The organism is Kitasatospora sp. NPDC005748 (genome assembly GCF_040630735.1).
Taxonomy (GTDB): domain Bacteria; phylum Actinomycetota; class Actinomycetes; order Streptomycetales; family Streptomycetaceae; genus Kitasatospora.
This window is the reverse complement of record NZ_JBEXYD010000102.1, coordinates 1-15973: the sequence shown is the minus strand read 5'-3', so window position 1 is coordinate 15973 and position 15973 is coordinate 1. Positions and strand designations below refer to the sequence as shown.

General features: G+C 72.5%; 13 protein-coding genes, 1 pseudogene and 1 riboswitch. Of the genes and pseudogenes, 12 read left to right on the top strand and 2 right to left on the bottom strand.

Annotated elements, in window-relative coordinates:
• The first annotated feature begins 270 nt into the window (after nucleotides 1–270).
• A riboswitch (cobalamin riboswitch) is annotated at nucleotides 271–442 on the top strand.
• Nucleotides 443–447: 5 nt separating this feature from the next.
• Nucleotides 448–1020, top strand: a pseudogene (locus ABZ495_RS35575) (NAD-binding protein); the annotation flags it as partial.
• Nucleotides 1021–1349: 329 nt separating this feature from the next.
• Here ABZ495_RS35575 and ABZ495_RS35570 read toward each other — a convergent pair.
• The gene (locus ABZ495_RS35570) at nucleotides 1350–2582 is read right to left on the bottom strand and encodes an acyl-CoA dehydrogenase family protein (RefSeq protein WP_359840069.1); all 1233 of its coding nucleotides are present in this window, start codon (nucleotides 2580–2582) and stop codon (nucleotides 1350–1352) included.
• Between the two features lie 19 nt (nucleotides 2583–2601).
• Nucleotides 2602–3780, bottom strand: coding sequence for an acyl-CoA dehydrogenase family protein (locus ABZ495_RS35565; protein ID WP_359840067.1), 1179 nt, complete (start codon nucleotides 3778–3780; stop codon nucleotides 2602–2604).
• A 519-nt stretch (nucleotides 3781–4299) separates the two neighbouring features.
• On the opposite strand from ABZ495_RS35565, the gene ABZ495_RS35560 reads away from it, so the two are divergent.
• From ABZ495_RS35560 to ABZ495_RS35510, 11 genes are all read left to right on the top strand, one after another.
• The gene (locus tag ABZ495_RS35560; protein ID WP_359811655.1) at nucleotides 4300–5460 is read left to right on the top strand and encodes an isopropylmalate synthase; all 1161 of its coding nucleotides are present in this window, start codon (nucleotides 4300–4302) and stop codon (nucleotides 5458–5460) included.
• A 72-nt stretch (nucleotides 5461–5532) separates the two neighbouring features.
• Nucleotides 5533–5718, top strand: a complete 186-nt coding sequence (locus tag ABZ495_RS35555; protein ID WP_329490283.1) for a lysine biosynthesis protein LysW — start codon at nucleotides 5533–5535, stop codon at nucleotides 5716–5718.
• 4 nt (nucleotides 5719–5722) lie between these two features.
• Nucleotides 5723–6574 (top strand): RimK family alpha-L-glutamate ligase, encoded by an 852-nt coding sequence (locus ABZ495_RS35550; RefSeq protein ID WP_359840065.1) that lies wholly within the window; start codon nucleotides 5723–5725, stop codon nucleotides 6572–6574.
• The gene (gene argC, locus ABZ495_RS35545) at nucleotides 6571–7626 is read left to right on the top strand and encodes an N-acetyl-gamma-glutamyl-phosphate reductase (RefSeq protein ID WP_329490285.1); all 1056 of its coding nucleotides are present in this window, start codon (nucleotides 6571–6573) and stop codon (nucleotides 7624–7626) included. The genes ABZ495_RS35550 and argC overlap by 4 nt, the downstream gene beginning before the upstream one ends.
• Nucleotides 7623–8426 (top strand): acetylglutamate kinase, encoded by an 804-nt coding sequence (locus tag ABZ495_RS35540; RefSeq protein WP_359811649.1) that lies wholly within the window; start codon nucleotides 7623–7625, stop codon nucleotides 8424–8426. Before argC ends, ABZ495_RS35540 begins: the two co-directional genes overlap by 4 nt.
• Before the next feature lie 12 nt (nucleotides 8427–8438).
• Nucleotides 8439–9002 carry a gamma-glutamyl-gamma-aminobutyrate hydrolase family protein gene (locus ABZ495_RS35535; RefSeq protein WP_329490287.1) on the top strand — a complete coding sequence of 188 codons (564 nt, stop codon included), beginning with the start codon at nucleotides 8439–8441 and terminating at the stop codon, nucleotides 9000–9002.
• Between the two features lie 106 nt (nucleotides 9003–9108).
• Nucleotides 9109–10224 (top strand): Glu/Leu/Phe/Val dehydrogenase dimerization domain-containing protein, encoded by a 1116-nt coding sequence (locus ABZ495_RS35530; protein ID WP_329490288.1) that lies wholly within the window; start codon nucleotides 9109–9111, stop codon nucleotides 10222–10224.
• The gene (locus ABZ495_RS35525; RefSeq protein ID WP_329490289.1) at nucleotides 10221–11870 is read left to right on the top strand and encodes an AMP-binding protein; all 1650 of its coding nucleotides are present in this window, start codon (nucleotides 10221–10223) and stop codon (nucleotides 11868–11870) included. Before ABZ495_RS35530 ends, ABZ495_RS35525 begins: the two co-directional genes overlap by 4 nt.
• Before the next feature lie 67 nt (nucleotides 11871–11937).
• Nucleotides 11938–13251, top strand: a complete 1314-nt coding sequence (locus ABZ495_RS35520; RefSeq protein WP_359840063.1) for a pyridoxal phosphate-dependent aminotransferase — start codon at nucleotides 11938–11940, stop codon at nucleotides 13249–13251.
• A 13-nt stretch (nucleotides 13252–13264) separates the two neighbouring features.
• Entirely contained in the window at nucleotides 13265–14158 is an 894-nt protein-coding gene (locus tag ABZ495_RS35515; RefSeq protein ID WP_359840061.1) for a fumarylacetoacetate (FAA) hydrolase, read from the top strand.
• 567 nt (nucleotides 14159–14725) lie between these two features.
• Nucleotides 14726–15868: an MFS transporter gene (locus ABZ495_RS35510; protein ID WP_359811641.1), complete on the top strand. Its 1143-nt coding sequence runs from the start codon at nucleotides 14726–14728 to the stop codon at nucleotides 15866–15868.
• The last annotated feature ends 105 nt before the right edge of the window (nucleotides 15869–15973 follow it).

Sequence of the window (15973 nt, the reverse complement as noted above, 5' to 3'; positions counted from 1 at the left end):
TGCAGGGGGGACCCTGTGGGAGAGTAGGACGCCGCCGAACAATCATTCCAAAGAACCCCCCGGTCCGTAAGGATCGGGGGGTTCTTTGCGTTCCCGGAGAAAGACGCCACCAGCCAGGTGCCGACGCAGTCGGGCCCGCCTGCGACCTCCCCCGGGGCTCGGCCACGGAGCGTCACAGCGGTCGGGCCGGCGACCGCCAGGGCATCCGTGAGGGCTGCCCAAGGCGGGCAGGGCGGGCGCGGCGGCACCCTGGACTTACTAGGGCGCCCGACTAAATGGTCGTGAACAAGGCCCGCAGTGCAGGGAAGCCGGTGTGAATCCGGCACGGTCCCGCCACTGTGACCGGAGAGTGCGTCGTCGCAGTACCAGTCACTGGCACCCAGCCGGGAAGACCGGGCGGCGCGCAGTGATCCGGGAGCAGGCTTGTGATGATCCGTGGCGGAGACGGCCGGTTTCGTCGCGATCGACGCGCCGGTCTCCGGCGGCGTGCCCGGCGCGACCGCCGGGAGCCTCACCTTCATGGTGGGCGCCGCAGCGGCGGACCTCGCCGCCGCCGGACCGGTGCCGGCGGCGATGGGCGCCAAGGTCGTGCACTGCGGTCCTGCGGGCGCCGGGTAGGCCGCGAAGATCTGCAACAACGTGATCCTCGGGATCTCGATGATCGCGGTCAGCGAGGCGTTCGTGCTGGGGGAGAGCCTCGGGCTCAGCCACCAGGCGCTGTTCGACGTCACCTCGACCGCCTCCGGCCAGTGCTGGGCGCTGACCGGCAACTGCCCCGTCCCCGGCCCGGTGCCGGCCAGCCCTGCCAACCGTGATGACCGGGCCGGCTTCGCCGCCGGGTTGATGGCCAAGGACTTCGAACTGGCCGCCGGAGCGGTCAAGGCCGCCGGCCTGCCGGTGGAACTCGGCCTGAGGGCAGCGGAGTTGTACGCGGGCTTCGCCGCCGCTGAGGGAGCGGGGCTGGACTTCTCGGCCATCATCACGACCCTCCGGGAGGGGGGCGAGCAGACCCGTCGGTGAATACCGGCCGACCGGCCGGGGCCGCCTCGCGAATGGCCCCGGCCGGTCGGCCCCGGGAAATGCCCGGGAGTGCCGGGAAGCCGACCGGCGGGTCGGCCCGGATTCCCGCCACCGGTTCGAGCCACGGATTCCCCTCACGGATTCCCTTCACGGATTCCCGGCACTACGCCGGAGGAATGTACCCGTGGTGTTGCCGGAGATGAATTCGCCGTGACGAATTCCGGTCCGCCGGGAATTCGACCGGCCGGCCGGTCCCGGTATCCGGGGGTTCTTCCGGCCCGCCGCGGGCCGGGCCGGAAGAACCCCCGGGTGGTGCCGGACCGCCGGAGCTACGCGGGAACGGCCCCGGCGGGCCGGGTGAGGCCGTCGAAGCCCGCCGGATCGGTACCGAGACCGGCCGGTGCCACCCAGTCGAACGGCCGGTAGACCGCCGGGCCCAGGCCCAGGCTCTCGGCGACCGTCTCCCGCAGCCGGTTGGAGGTGAACCCGCCGATGACGTTCATCTGGGCGTCCCGGTAGAGGCGCTCCACCTCGTGGCCCCGGGTGACGCCGGCCGCGCCGTGGATCTGCACGGCGCGGGCGGTGACCTCGACGGCCATCTCGGTGGCGTAGATCTTGAGCATGGCGATCGCCTCCCGGGCCGACCGGCCGGCGGCGAGCTCGGTCACCGCCCGGCGGGCCAGCACCCGGGCGGCGTCGATCTGGGCCCGGGACTCGGCGAGCTGGGTCTGCACGCCCTCCATGTGCGCCAGGGGCCGCCCGAAGGAGACCCGCTCACCCGCGTACCGGACCGAGGCGTCCAGCGCGGACTCGGCGATGGCGATGGCCGAGACGGAGATCAGCAGCCAGCCCCAGGCCATCAGTTCGGCCAGCTCACCGGCCAGTTCGCCGAACGGCACGGGCACCACGTCGGCCTCGGAGACGGTGGCCTCGGTGAAGACGATGCCGCCCCAGGGCATGCCGCGCAGGCCCATCCGCGGCGTCTCGTAGCGGCGGACGCCGGGCTGGTTCAGGTCCACGAAGGCGAGGCACCAGTCGTGGCCCTCGTCGCCGGGGGCCTTCTGCCGGCGGGCGAGTGTGACGGCCACGTCCGCGTCCGGCGCGTTGGTGATCTTGGCCTTCTCGCCGTTGATGACGAACCCCTCGCCGGGGGCTCCGGCCGGCCGGACCGTGGTGGTGTAGGTCCCGGCGTCGCTGCCCGCGGGCGGTTCCACGATGGCGAAGCAGGCCAGCTTCTCGCCGGAGATCAGCGGCTTCAGGAGCCGGTCGTACTCGCTGGGCCGGCTGTAGCGGGAGATCAGCTTGCCGCACAGCAGGCCGGACACGGTGGCGGTCCAGTAGCTGCCCGGGCAGGCGCGGGCGAGCGCCTCCATGGCCGCCAGCTGGGTGAGGCCGTCGGCGCCGCTGCCGCCCGAGGACTCCGGGTGGAACAGCCGCAGGTAGCCGCTGTCGATGATCTCCGTCCAGTTCGGCGAAGGCATCCGGCCCGCCGCGTCGGTCTCGGCGGCCCGGGAGGCGGTGCCCGGGAAGCTGAGGACGGTGCCGTGTGGTGTGTCGGTCATGTCGGTATCGGTCCTCACGTCAGCCGAGCCCGAGCAGGGACGCGGCGATCACCGGGCGCAGCACCTCGGTGCCGCCCCCGGTCTCGGCGAAGAACAGGGCGTCGCGGTGGGCCCGCGCGATCAGGTGGTCGCTGGTCAGCGCGAGCGGGCCGGACAGGCGCGCGGCCCCCTCGGCGACCGTCCGCGCGGCGGCGGCCACGAAGAGCCGCGCGGTGGCGGCGTCCTGGCGGGTGGGCCGGCCGCCTGAGTCGAACTGTCCGGCGGCCCGGTAGAGCAGTCCGGAGGCCAGTTCGCAGCGGGTGGCGAGGTCGGCCAGGGTGAACCGGGCGGACTGGGCGTGCACGAGGGGCCGGCCGAAGACCCGGCGCTCGCCGACGCCGTCGACGGCGTCCCGGACCAGGGCCCGCATGACGCCGAGCCAGGGCGCGCTGGAGAAGACCCAGTCGAGCGAGGCCAGCAGCGGCTCCACCTCGGTCCCGGCGCCGCCGACGCTGCCCAGCACCGCGTCGTCCGGGACGTGGCAGCCGTCCAGGACGAGGCGTCCCCAGGCACAGGTGCGCATGGCGGCCGGCGCCGACTCGGTGATCAGCAGTCCGGCGGTGGAGCGGTCCAGGACGAAGGCCGTCCGGCCGCCGCCGTCGTGCGTGGCGACGACCAGGAAGTGGTGGGCCACCGGGCCGCCGGCGACGAGGTCCAGCTCGCCCGTGAGCACCCAGCCGCCGAGCCCCGGCGTGCCGGGGCGGGCGGTGACGGTCGGGGCGAGGGCGGCGCCCTGGGTCTGCCGCAGGGACACCGCGCCGATCCAGTCGCCGGAGGCCATCAGGGGCAGGTAGCGCTCGCGCTGGCGGGGGCTGCCGAAGGCGCGCAGCGGCACGGTGGCGAGCACCGCGTGGACGCCGACGGCGAGGGCGAGGCCCGGGTCGCGGGCGCCTTCGCCGAGGCCTTCGAGGAGGGCACAGGTCTGGGTGGCGCTGAGGCCGCCGCCGCCGAGGGCGCGCGGGACCAGCGGTCCGGCGAGGCCGGGGCCGGGCCGGGCGCCGGCCAGTTCGGCGAAGAGGGCCGGGTCCCAGCGGTGGTCGCGGTCCCGCTCGGCCGCGGTCGGCCGCGCGACGCGCTCGGCCAGCTCGCGGGCCGCGGCGGCCGACGACGGATCGCCGGACCCCTGGGGGGCGGGCTTGAGTTCCAGTGGAACAACCATCGGAAGTTCTCTCCTTTCTACGGGCGGTGCTCAGTTCGGTAAGTGGTCGCTTCCCCCGGCACTGCGGGGTGCGTGCGCACGGTTCGACCGGTCCGTTCTCACGTGTCCATGGCTCCGTTCTCGGGTGGAGGGGGTGCGGCGGTACGGGGCGGCACACCGTCGGGGGCGCTCGAACGACTCGCGGGGCAATGCCGCCGGCCTCCCGCCGCTCGGCGCGGATTTCGCGCGCCTATTCAGCGATACAGGTGCCCTCGGAGGCTGTCCAGGAAATTGTCGGCATGCCGACGAGAAGTCCGCACAGCTCACCGTCCATGACGTTCCATCACAGTCCTTGACAAGCTCCTGACATTGGCAGTGTTGTCCCTTCACAGCGCGATCGACCACCATATTCGTCGAGCGCACTGCGCATCGTCGCTCTTTCGGCCCTGCTCCATTCGTACATGCCGCATCGCGAGAATTCAGGCCGGAGCCGAGGTCAGCGCGAATGGGAACCCGGCTCCGGAAAAGGAGGGAACGCACATGGCACCAGCAGAGCACCTGAAGGAAGACGTGCCCCCGCAGGGGCTGCCCCACCTGTCCGACGCGACCTTGCGGGACTCCGCGCACATGGCCGGCGTCGAGTTCGGCCCCAAGGACGCCGCCCACATCGCCGACCTCCTGGTCCGCACCGGCGTCGAGCTGGTCGAGGTCGGGATGATCTCCGGCCCGTCGACCAAGGACGCCGACCTCATCCTCGCCACCCACGAGTCGGTGGGCCCGGAGCGCTCGCTGAGCCTGGTCGTGGTGCGGGACCGCCAGCAGGTGGTCACGGCGCTGGACGAGGCCAAGCGGCTCGGCGTGCGGTCCGTGATGTTCTCGATCCCGACCTCGGAGCAGCATGCGGCCCTCAAGCTGAGCTCCTCCAGCACCAAGTACCTGATCGCGGTGGCCCGGGCGGCGATCGTCGCGGCCAAGGAGCGCGGCTTCCACGTCACCTTCAGCGGTGAGGACGGTGCCCGCACGCCCAGGGAACGGCTCGTCCCCTACGTCGAGGCGGGCTTCGCGGCCGGCGCCGACCGGTTCCGGCTGGCGGAGACCGTCGCCTACCTGTCGCCGTGGCAGATGGAGCGTCAGATCCGCAGCATCACCGAGATCGACGGCTCCGAGATCGAGATCCACTCGCACAACATGCTGGGCATGGCGGTCGCCAACTCGCTGGCCGCCTACCGCGCTGGGGCGAAGTGGATCTCCGCGACGGCCGGCGGCATCGGGGAGCGCGGCGGCAACGCCCCGCTGGCCGAGCTGCTCACCTCGCTGCGGGTGGTCTACGGCGACACCCGCTTCGACCTGAGCCACCTCACCGAGCTCACCAACGCCGCGCTGCGCGGCGCCCGGCTCGGCGACGCCTTCCAGTCCGGCCCCACGGCCCCGCACGCCTTCGCCTACGAGCTGCCCGGCCAGCTGACCCACCCCGAGGCCTACGAGACGCTGGCCCCGGAGATCGTCGGGAACTCCCGCGAGCTGCGGGTGCGCACCCGGCTGACCACACCGCTGGTCACCTGGGCGCTCGACGAGCTGGCCGAGTCGGTCGACGTCGCCGCCTTCACGTCCTGGCTGACCGTCCGTCAGGAGCGCGACGACCGCGACCTGCTGGACCGCGACGCGATCCGCAAGGCGGCCGTCGAGTTCCAGTCCGTCTGACCGGTCCCACCCCGGTCCGGCTTTCACCACCACCGGATCCACATCCACCAGAGAACGACTACGGAGATGACAATGTCTGCTGGCACGTTGACCGGCCTGTGCCCCGAATGCGAGACCGATCTGACCACCCCGCCGATGGTGCAGGGCGAGACCATCGCCTGCCCCGAGTGCATGCTGACGCTCCGGGTGGAGGACGTCGTGGAGGGCCGGCTCAGCCTCCAGATGGTCGAGGTGCAGCTTCGCGATTGGGGTCAGTAAGCCCATGGAGCGAACTGTCGCCATCGTCGCCGACCGGGTCGGCTGGGAAGAGCGCCGGCTGATCGACGCGGCCGCGGGCCTGGGCCTGAGCGTCGAGTGGGTGAACGACGAGTCGCTCGCCCTGGGTGACCAGGAGTCGGCCTCGCTCGGGGGCTACGCCGCCGTGCTCGTCCGCAGCCGCAGCTACACGCGGGGCGGTCTGATCGCCACCGTCGCGGAGGCGGCCCGGATCCCCACCCTGAACACCGTCTCGGCCATCCAGGCCTGTGAGAACAAGCTGACGCTGCGCGCCCAGCTGCGTGCCGCCGGCGTGCCGGTGCCCGACTTCCGGCTCGTGCTGTCCCGCCGGGACTTCGAGAAGGCCCTGGCCGAACTGCCGCCGCCGGTCGTGCTGAAGCCGGTCTTCGGCGGCATGGGCAAGCGGGTCACCCTGCTGCGGGACGCGGACTCCGCGCACTCGGTCTACGACTACGTCGAGGACCTCGGGCACGGCTTCGAGCAGGCCTCGCTGATCGAGCCCTACCTGGCCGACGGATCCTCGCTGCGCTGCTTCGTGGTCGGCCGCGAGCTGGTCGCCATCGCCGAGTTCCACAGCGCGGGGACGGACTGGCGCAGCAACGCGGCGCTGGGCAACCGCAACCGCGCCGTCGACCTCGACCCCGAGGTGCAGAAGATCGTCGACGGGGTGCTGGACGTCCTCGGCGAGGGCATCTTCGGCATCGACCTCTTCGCGACGCCCGACGGCTACGTGGTCAACGAGGTCAACCACGCACCGGCCTTCCGGGCGGTCGCCTCGGCCACCGGGGTGGACATCGCCGCGGCCATCGGCCGCTACGTACGGGAGGAGATCGGATGATCCGGGTCGGCATCATCGGGGCCTCCGGGCTCGCCGGCGGTGAACTGATCAGGCTGATCACCCAGCACCCCGAGCTGGAGCTGACCTTCCTCGGCGGCAACGCCAGCGCGGGGCGCCGCCCGGCCGAGCTCCACCCGGGCCTGCGGCTGGACCTCGGGCTGACCATCGAACCGGTCGGCACGGACCTCAGCGGCCGGTGCGACGTCGTCCTGCTCGCCACGCCCGCGACCGCCTCGGCGGAGCTGGCGGCGCGGCTGGCCGACGAGGTGCCCTGTGTCATCGACCTCAGCGGCGCCTTCCGGATCCAGACGCCGGCGCTGCACGACCGGTGGTACCCGGACGTGCACCGTGCCGACGGCCTGGCGGACCGGTTCGTCTACGGCGTCCCGGAGCTGGTCGGCGACCAGCTGCCCGGCGCCGCGCTGATCTCGCTGCCGGGCTGCTTCGCCACCGCGATCACCCTCGGGCTCGCCCCGCTGGTGATCGGCCTCGGCCTCAACCTGAGGACCGTGGTGGTGGACGGCAAGACCGGCTCCAGCGGCGGGGGCCTGTCCCTGCGGACAGCCGACCTGCACCCGCTGCGCAACGGCGCCATCGCGCCGTACGCACCGGCGGGGCACCGGCACGCGGCGGAGGTCAAGGACTTCCTGGAGCGCAGCAAGCCGGGCGGGATCGACTCGCTCAGCATGTCGGCGTACGGGGTGTCGCACGTGCGCGGCCTGATGGCCAGCACCTACGTCTTCACCGACGACGAGGTGGACGCGCGCAGCCTGCACCGCGCGTACCTGCGCTTCTACAAGCAGCGCCCGTTCGTGCGGGTCCGCCGGCACAACGAGACGCTGATCCCGGTGCCGGACCCGCAGGCCGTGCTGGGTTCGAACTTCTGCGACGTGTCCGTCCTGCACGACGAGGAGGCCGGGCGGATCGTCGTCCTGGCGGCGCTGGACAACATGGTCAAGGGCGCGGCGGGCCAGGCGATCCAGGCCCTCAACCTGCGCTTCGGCCTGCCCGAGGAGACCGGGCTGACCCAGCAGCCGGTGATGCCGGCATGACCGGGACGGCAGCCACCGACACCCCGACCGTCGTCAAGCTCGGCGGCAGCACGGTCGACGACCTCGCCGGCACCTGGTGGGACGACCTGGCCCGGTTCGGCCGGGACCGCCCGCTGGTCCTCGTGCACGGCTGGTCCAAGCCGCTGAAGAACCTCAGCCCCCGCTACCACGAGCCCTCGGCGATCCTGCGCGACCGGTACGGCAACCAGAGCCGGTGGACGACGCCCGAGGTCATCGAGGACATCAAGACCGTCAGTGCCGAGCTCGCCGAGGACGTCCTGCGACGCCTGGAGCAGCGCGGCATCACCGCCGAGCGGGTGCTCGGCAGCGACGGCCTGGTGACCGCCGGCGAGGGTGAGCGCTGGTGGTGGAAGGAGAAGCAGCTCGTCGAGCTGGAGAACCTCGTCGGCCCGATCACCGGGGTGGACCCGGTGGTGCTGAAGAACCTCAAGGCCGGCCACGCCTACCTCGTCACCCCGCTCGCGCGGGACGCGGCGGGCCGGGAGGTGAACACCGACGGCGACCGGGCCGCTGCCGCCGTCGCCGGCGGCATCGGGGCCGAACAGCTGGTCCTGGTCACCGATGTCGCGCACCTGCTGATCGACGATCAGCCGGTGCGCCGGATCACGGCGGAGGCCGCGGCCCGGTTCCGGGACAAGGGCGCCACCGGCGGCATGCGCAAGAAGCTGCGCGCCGCGGGGGAGGCCCTGGACCGGGGAGTGGACCGTGTCGTCATCGGCAGCGCACCCGTGACGGACCTGATCGCCGAGCGCACCGGAACCGTCATCACACGAGCGTGAGGAGCAGGGTACGTGGCGAAATCCCGTGTGCTAGTCGTCAACAACGGAACGCTGTCGCTGAAGCAGCTCCGCGGCCGCTTCGAGGAGCTGGGTTCGGAGACGGACGTCGTCCGAGCCGAGGAGGTGCCCGCCGACCTCGGTGGCCGCTACCAGGCGATCGTGCTGAGCGGTACCAAGGTGCGGGCCTATGACAGCGACTTCTACCGGCCGCTGATCGACCTCGTGACCCATGCCGACGTCCCGGTCTTCGGGATCTGCGGCGGCATGCAGATCATCGCCGTCGCGGCCGGCGGCCGGCTCGCCGAGGGGCCGCAGCGGGTGGGCGGCTACGAGGTGCAGGTCGACAAGGAGGAGCCGCTCTTCACCCATGTGAAGCCGACCGTGACGGTGTTCCACCGGCACACCCTCTACCTCCAGGAGGCGCCCGAGGGCTTCCGCTCGATCGGCCGCTCGGAGCACGCCCCGGTGGAGTTCATCCGCTCCGAGGACGGGCGGATCCACGGGGCCCAGGCACATCTGGAGTTCCGCGCCGACGGTCTGGAGATTCTGCGAGGCTTCGCACAGCTCTACCAGTGACGATCCGTCAGCAGGCGCGTACGGCCGAGTCGTCCGCGACGGCCGGCGCGCCTGGCTGACGGACCGTCACATCATGAACCCATCTAGGTACCGAAGGAATGCGCACATGACTGTGGAAGAGACCCAGGCGCCGGCATTCGCCGTTCACCTCAACGGCAGCGGTGGTGCGATCAAGGGCTGGGTGGTCGTCGACTCCCTCGTCGACGGCCTGGCCATGGGCGGCACCCGGATGACCACCGGGGTCACCGAGGAGGAAGTGGCGGGCCTGGCTCGCGACATGACCGACAAGTTCACCCTCGCCGGGCTGCGCATCGGCGGCGCCAAGGCCGGCATCGTCTCCGACGGCACCGACCGCGAGGAGACCTTCCGGACCTTCGGCCGGACGGTGAAGCCGCTGCTGCACGGCGGCATCCACCTCGGCATCGACATGGGCGTCACCCCCGCGGACCGGGCGGTGTTCTTCGCGGAGGCCGGTTACGACCCGCGCTTCCGGCTGGGTGCCCCGGACATGCCGATCGACTGGCGCACCTACTACGAGCCGCTGATCGACTGCACCGGGCACGGTGTGGGGGTGGCCGCGGTCACCGCGCTGGAGGCCAGCGGCCGCACCGGGTCGGCCCGGGTCGTGGTGCAGGGCTTCGGTGCGGTGGGCCGTGCCGTCGCCCGGTTCCTGGAGGACCGCGGCCACACCGTGGTGGGCGTCGCCGACGTCCAGGGCACCATCAGCGCGGACCGGCTGCCGGTGGCCGACCTGGTCGCCATCACCGACGAGTTCGGCCGGATCGACCGCTCCCGCCTGCCGCAGGGCGTCACCCAGTCCGGCGAGCCGGACGCCTGGCTCGACGTCGACGCCGACCTGCTGATCCTGGCGGCGCAGAAGCACGCGATCAACGCCGACAACGCGCACCGGCTGCGCTCGCGCCTGGTGGTGGAGGGCGGCAACCTCGCCTCCAGCGCCGAGGGCAAGGCCAAGGTGCTGGCCGCGGGCGCCACCGTCGTCCCCGGCGTGATCGCCAACATCGGGGGCGCCGGCTCGGCGGCCCTCGCCGTCACCCGGGTCGTGCCGTTCCACCTGGAGGCGGAGGCCCGCAAGGCCTGGGTCTTCGACTGGGTCGGCGACCGGGTGCGGCAGAACACCCGCGACCTGCTGGAGATCGCCGCCGCCCGCGCCGGCGACCCGCTGCCCGAGCTGCTCGCCGCCCGCCGCAAGGAGCGCGGATGACCGCCGGCCCGTCCGTCGGCCCGGACCAGGCCCCGCCCCGGGGCAGCGCGGCCGAGTACCTGCGGCGCGGCTGGTGGCGCGAGGAGACCTTCCTCGACGACCTGCGCCGCCAGGCCCGGCTGCGGCCGCGCAAGCTCGCCGTCGCGGCCCGCCGGATCGGCGAGGCGCGCACGGACACCCTGGACTACTCCGAACTGGCCGTGCTGACCGACCGCTTCGCCCTGGCGCTGGTGGAACTCGGCGTCGAGCGCGGCGATTTCGTCGCCGTCCAGCTTCCCAACCGGTGGGAGACGGTGCCGCTGCTGTTCGCCTGCATCCGGGTCGGCGCGGTCATCTGCCCGATCGACCCGGTCTGCCAGGAGGAGGAGCTGCGGCACCGCCTGGAGCTCACCGGCGCCCGGGTCTGCATCACCGTCCCGGAGTGGAACGGCTACCCGCTGGCCGCCCACCTCACCGCGCTGAAGGCCGAACTTCCGCTGGAGCACGTGGTGGTGGTCGGCGGCCGGGACGCCGGGACGCTCTCCTTCGACGAGCACTTCGTCGGCGTCCCGTGGGAGGAGCAGCGCGCGGGCGAGCTGGACGGGCGCGAACTCACGCCCGACGAGCCGTTCGTGGTGCTCTTCACCTCGGGCACCACCGGGGTGTCCAAGGGCGTGCTGCACAGCCAGAACACCATCTACGCGGCCGTCCGGGGCTACGCCGACACCTTCCTGCTCGACGACAGCCTGGTCGCGGCCGTCACCACCCCGCTCGTCCACTACTCCGGCTTCGGCCAGGGCATCCTGACCGGCGTCATGCTCGGCGCCACCGTCGCCTTCCAGGACGTCCGGCGCAACTCCGCCCTGCTCGACCTGGTCGAGCGCTACGGCGCCACGCTGGTCTACGGTCCGCCGTCCACCCTGGCCGACATCGCCAGGTCCCAGCGGGAGGACCCGCGCGACGTCTCCACCCTGCGCCACGCCGTCACCGGCTCCGCGCCGGTGCTGCAGGAGCTGGTGGACGAGGTGCGCGAGACCCTCGGGGCCCGGACCTACTCGGTGTGGGGGATGTCCGAGTTCGGGCCGGTCACCATCACCCGGCTCGACTACAACCCGGACTGGGCGGCCAGCAGCAACGGCGGGCCGATCGACTCCATGGAGCTGCGCGTCGACGACCGCGACGACCCGGGCAAGCGCGCCCCGGTCGGCCGGCTGCGGGTGCGCGGCGCGGCGCAGGCCCTCGGGTACTACAAGCGCGAGGACGTGTTCGCCGCCGAGTTCAACGCCGAGGGCTGGTTCGACACCGGGGACTACGCGCGCGACGACGGCCGCGGCGGCATCCGCATCCTCGGCCGGGCCAAGGACGCCCTGATCCGCGACGACACCGTCGTCCCGATGACGGAACTCGAAGCGATCATCTCCCGGCACCCCGAGGTGACCGAGACCGCGCTGGTCGGGACCACCGGGCGCAGCGACGACCCGATCCTCGCGGTGGTCGTCACCGCCGGCGCGCAGCCGGGGCTGGAGGAGATCCACGCCGTGCTGCGCGAGGCCGGCCAGGACCCGCGCTTCTTCCCGGAGCGCGTGGTGGTCGTCGACGCCCTGCCGAAGACGCTCACCGGCAAGGTCCGCAAGGCCGAGCTGCGCCGCCGCTACGGCGGGCAGTGACCCACGCCGGATCGCCCCGGTCCCGCCCCGCCGACCACCAGCCCCCTCCGATCCCTGGAGCACACCCATGCCCGAGCCCGCGAAGGTGACCCTGTCGGCGACGTTGGCCGCCGACGAGGCCCTCGCCCGCAGACGCGCCGCCGGCGAACAGGTCCTGATCATGGCCAGCGGCGAGATCGGCCTGCCGGTCCACCCCGAGCTGAGGGCCCGGCTGGCGGCCGCCGCCGACCGGTCCACCTACGGCCCGGTGGCCGGCAGCCCGGAGCTGCGGTCGGCGGCGGCCGGCTACTGGCAGCGGCGCGGTCTGGCCGCCGACCCGGAGCTGGTCGTTGCCGGGCCGGGCAGCAAGGCCCTGCTGTTCGCCCTGATCATGGCGGTCGGCGGCGACGTGGTGATCCCCCGGCCCAGCTGGGTCAGCTACGCCGCCCAGGCCGAGCTCGTCGGCGCCCGCGTCCTCAAGGTCCCCGTTCCGGCGGGGGAGGGCGGCGTACCGGACCCGGACCTGCTGCGCGAGACGGTCCTGGCGGCCCGCGCCGCCGGGCACGACCCGCGCTCCGTCGTCGTCACCCTGCCGGACAACCCCACCGGCGCCGTCGCCACGCCCGACACCGTCCGGCGGCTGGGCGAGGCGGCCCGGGAGCTGGACCTCGTCATCATCTCCGACGAGATCTACTGCGACCTGGTCTTCGACCAGGCCACGCCGGCGGTCTCCCCGGCCGCGTTCGCACCCGAGCGCACCGTGGTCACCACCGGGCTGACCAAGAACCTGGCGGTGGGCGGCTGGCGGACGGGCGTCGCCCTGCTGCCCGAGGGCGCCGCCGGGCGCCGGCTCCACGCCCGGCTGATCGCCATCGCCAGCCAGATCTGGTCCAGCCCGCCCGCCCCCGTCCAGGTGGCGGCCGCGTACGCCTTCGGCGAGCCGCCGGAGATCGTGGCGCACGTGGCGGCCTCGCGCCGGCTGCACGGGATCGTCGCCGCGGCGACGGCCGAGCGGTTCACCGCCGCCGGAGCGCTGCTGGCGCCGGTCCGCGCCACCTGCTATCTGTACCCGGACTTCGAGCCGCTGCGCGAGCGGCTCCGCTCCGTCCACGGGGTGCGCACCGGGACGGAGCTGGCCCGGCTGCTCACCGACCGCTACGGCGTCGGCGTGCTGGGCGCCGAGGCCTTCGGGGAGGCCGCCGAGCCGCTGCGGCTTCGCGCGGCCACCAGCCGGTTCTACGGCGAGACGGCGGAGCGGCAGCACGCCGCCCTGGAGGCCGCCGACCCGCTCGGGCTGCCGTGGATCCGGGCCGCCATCGACCGGGTCGACGAGGTCCTGACGGACCTCACCGCCCCGTCCACCACCCGGCTCCTGCCGGGCCGACCGCACCAACGAGCCTAGGAGGACCACCGAGATGTCCGTACTTTTCGAATGCGAATACCAGGGTGAGCGGTACGTGGGCTTCGAGAAGCCCGTACCCGGAAAGGCTCTGACGCTGTACCGGGTGAACGACGGCCGGCTGCAGGCCGAGTTCATCGCCGCCGAGACCGCCGAGGACGTCGTCGCCGCGATCAAGGCCGAGGTCACCCCGATCACCGTCGAGGGCGGCGAGGAGCAGGTGAAGTACCTGCCGCCGCTGTTGCCCGAGGCCAGCGGGAACGCCCTGTTGAGCGGTTTCATGCGGACCCACAAGTCGAAGTTCGAGGGCGAGCCGGGCGAGGACGAGGAGTTCGTCGCGCCGAACTGGTTCTTCAAGGGCTTCGGTTCCTGGCTGCGGCTGCCCGGCGAGACCCTGGTCGTCCCGGAGAAGTCGGTGGCGCTGATCGAGGAGCCGGAGCTGGCCCTCGTCTACGTCAACGACGACGCGGGCAACCCGCGGTACGTCGGCTACACCTTCGGCAACGACCTGTGCGACATCGGCCTGCACATCCAGAACCCGGGCTGGAACCCGTACTGCAAGCTGTGCGACACCTCGATCACCCCGTGGCTGTTCCTCGGGGAGCCGCCGGCCTCGGTGACCGGCCGGGTCGTCATCGAGCGGGACGGCGTCCCCGCCTGGGAGGGCCCGTTCGACTGCGGCGAGGACGCCCTGTACTTCAAGATCCAGGACATGGTGGACAACCTGTTCGAGTACCCGGCGCTGCGCCGCCCGGGCCTGGTCAACTACGTCCTGCTCGGCGCCGACAAGGCGAGCTTCCACGACGGTTTCCGGATCGCCCACGGCGACCGCATCACCATCGACTTCAAGAGCCACGGCGTGGTGCTGGACAACGAGGTGACGTTCACTCAGTCCAACTACCCGGCCTAGTCGTTCGGGGCTCGCCGCCGTTGGCCGGTTCCCGCCCTTCTGGCCCGATCCGCCTGCCCGGTGGGGCTGTCCGCCCCGCCGGGCAGGCGGGTTCCTGCGGAGCGTCCACCATGTGAGACGGTCTCGCCGCCGCATCGGAAGCCCCGCGGCCACCCCCGCGGCTGACTGTCCGGAGCGTCGTTCCGGGCCCGTGAGCTGCACGTTTGATGGTCCGTCAACTCCGTTCAACGCCACGCCGAGTGCCGTCCACCGGGCTCGCCGCACCCGCTACTTCCGCCGGAACATAAATAAGTCCATCATCTCTGCGGGAAACGGGATGACCGGGCGGTCGGCGGTTGTTGCGGCTGGCAGCGCGCTGCGTGGGGGCCGGGGGGCTTTGGCGTGCGACGAACCGGCACGCGACGAACCGCTCTCCGCCCGCAGTCGGCTCACCCCGTACCGCAGCAGCGTCCTGAATCCGCATTCGTATGAGAGTTCGAGGTATCAAGCATGGCAACCTCCCAGACCGGGCTGTCGGCAAGCTCCCCTCCGGACACACCCTCCGCGGAGGAGAGCCGGAAGCTCCCGATGTCCCCCCTGCTGGCCCTGGCCACGGCCGCCTTCGTGATGGTGCTGACCGAGGCGCTGCCCGCCGGCGTGCTGCCCGAGATGGCGCGCGACCTCTCGGTCAGCGAGTCCGCGGCGGGGCAGGCGCTGACGATCTACGCGATCGCCACCGGCGTCTCGGCCATCCCGCTCGCCGCCGCCACGGCCGGCTGGCGCCGCAAGCAGCTGGTCCTGGTGGCGGTGGTGGCCTTCATCCTCGCCAACACGGTCACCGCCATCTCGTCGAGCTACGTCCTGACCATGGGGTTCCGTCTCGTCGCCGGTGTGGCCGCGGCCGCCGTCTGGGGTGAACTCGTGGTGTACGCGCGCCGGCTGGCGCCGCCGCACCTGGTCGGCCGGGCCATCGCGATCACCATGATCGGCATCCCGCTCGCCCTGTCGCTGGGCATCCCGGCGGGCACCTTCCTCGGCAAGGTCTTCGGCTGGCGCCTGACCTTCGGTCTGATCACCGCCGTCACCGTGCTGCTGCTGCTCTGGATCATCGCGTCCGTCCCCGACCACCCGGGGCAGAAGGCCGAGCACCGCGAGCCGATCCTCCAGGCCCTGCGCCTGCCCGGGGTGTCGATCATCCTGGTCGTGGTGGCCGCGTACGTGCTCGCCCACAACACCTTCTACACGTACATCGCCTCGTTCCTCGACGAGAACAAACTGGGGGACAACCGCGACACCGTCCTCCTGGTCTTCGGCCTCGCCTCGATGCTGAGCATCTGGATCACCGGCACGCTGATCGACCGCTACCTGCGCGAACTGACCATCGCCAGCTGCGTCCTGTTCACCGTGGCGGCGGTCTTCCTCGCGCTGACGCCGGGCAGCCCGGTGGCCGTCTACGGGGCGATGGTGCTGTGGGGCCTCGGCTGGGGCGGCCTGGCCACCCTGCTGCAGACCGCCGTCACCAACACGGGCGGCAGCCGCGGCCAGGCCCTGCTGGTCACGGTCTGGAACTCGTTCATGGCCGGTGGCGGCGTGGCCGGCGGGGTGCTGCTCTCGGCGGCCGGCCCGGGCTCGTTCCCGTGGACCGTGCTGGTGCTGGTGATCCCGCTGATCGCCCTCGTGTTCGCCGCCCGTACGCACGCCTTCCCCGCGAAGCGCGCGGAAGCGGTCTGATCCTCCCGGCAGATGGCAGTGGCTCCCGCCCTCGGGCGGGAGCCCCAGCCGAATTCCCAACACCAAGGTGAGGGAGACCGGGTTAGCAAGTGACCCGGGGGACCC

What these genes read in the sequence shown, in the direction of transcription:
- ABZ495_RS35560 (WP_359811655.1), top strand. Translation starts at nt 4,300, where the DNA reads ATGGCACCAGCAGAGCACCTGAAGGAAGACGTGCCCCCGCAGGGGCTG.
- ABZ495_RS35525 (WP_329490289.1), top strand. Translation starts at nt 10,221, where the DNA reads ATGACCGCCGGCCCGTCCGTCGGCCCGGACCAGGCCCCGCCCCGGGGC.
- ABZ495_RS35550 (WP_359840065.1), top strand. Translation starts at nt 5,723, where the DNA reads ATGGAGCGAACTGTCGCCATCGTCGCCGACCGGGTCGGCTGGGAAGAG.
- ABZ495_RS35515 (WP_359840061.1), top strand. Translation starts at nt 13,265, where the DNA reads ATGTCCGTACTTTTCGAATGCGAATACCAGGGTGAGCGGTACGTGGGC.
- ABZ495_RS35520 (WP_359840063.1), top strand. Translation starts at nt 11,938, where the DNA reads ATGCCCGAGCCCGCGAAGGTGACCCTGTCGGCGACGTTGGCCGCCGAC.
- ABZ495_RS35540 (WP_359811649.1), top strand. Translation starts at nt 7,623, where the DNA reads ATGACCGGGACGGCAGCCACCGACACCCCGACCGTCGTCAAGCTCGGC.
- ABZ495_RS35555 (WP_329490283.1), top strand. Translation starts at nt 5,533, where the DNA reads ATGTCTGCTGGCACGTTGACCGGCCTGTGCCCCGAATGCGAGACCGAT.
- ABZ495_RS35510 (WP_359811641.1), top strand. Translation starts at nt 14,726, where the DNA reads ATGTCCCCCCTGCTGGCCCTGGCCACGGCCGCCTTCGTGATGGTGCTG.
- ABZ495_RS35530 (WP_329490288.1), top strand. Translation starts at nt 9,109, where the DNA reads ATGACTGTGGAAGAGACCCAGGCGCCGGCATTCGCCGTTCACCTCAAC.
- ABZ495_RS35570 (WP_359840069.1), bottom strand. Translation starts at nt 2,582, where the DNA reads ATGACCGACACACCACACGGCACCGTCCTCAGCTTCCCGGGCACCGCC.
- ABZ495_RS35565 (WP_359840067.1), bottom strand. Translation starts at nt 3,780, where the DNA reads ATGGTTGTTCCACTGGAACTCAAGCCCGCCCCCCAGGGGTCCGGCGAT.
- argC (WP_329490285.1), top strand. Translation starts at nt 6,571, where the DNA reads ATGATCCGGGTCGGCATCATCGGGGCCTCCGGGCTCGCCGGCGGTGAA.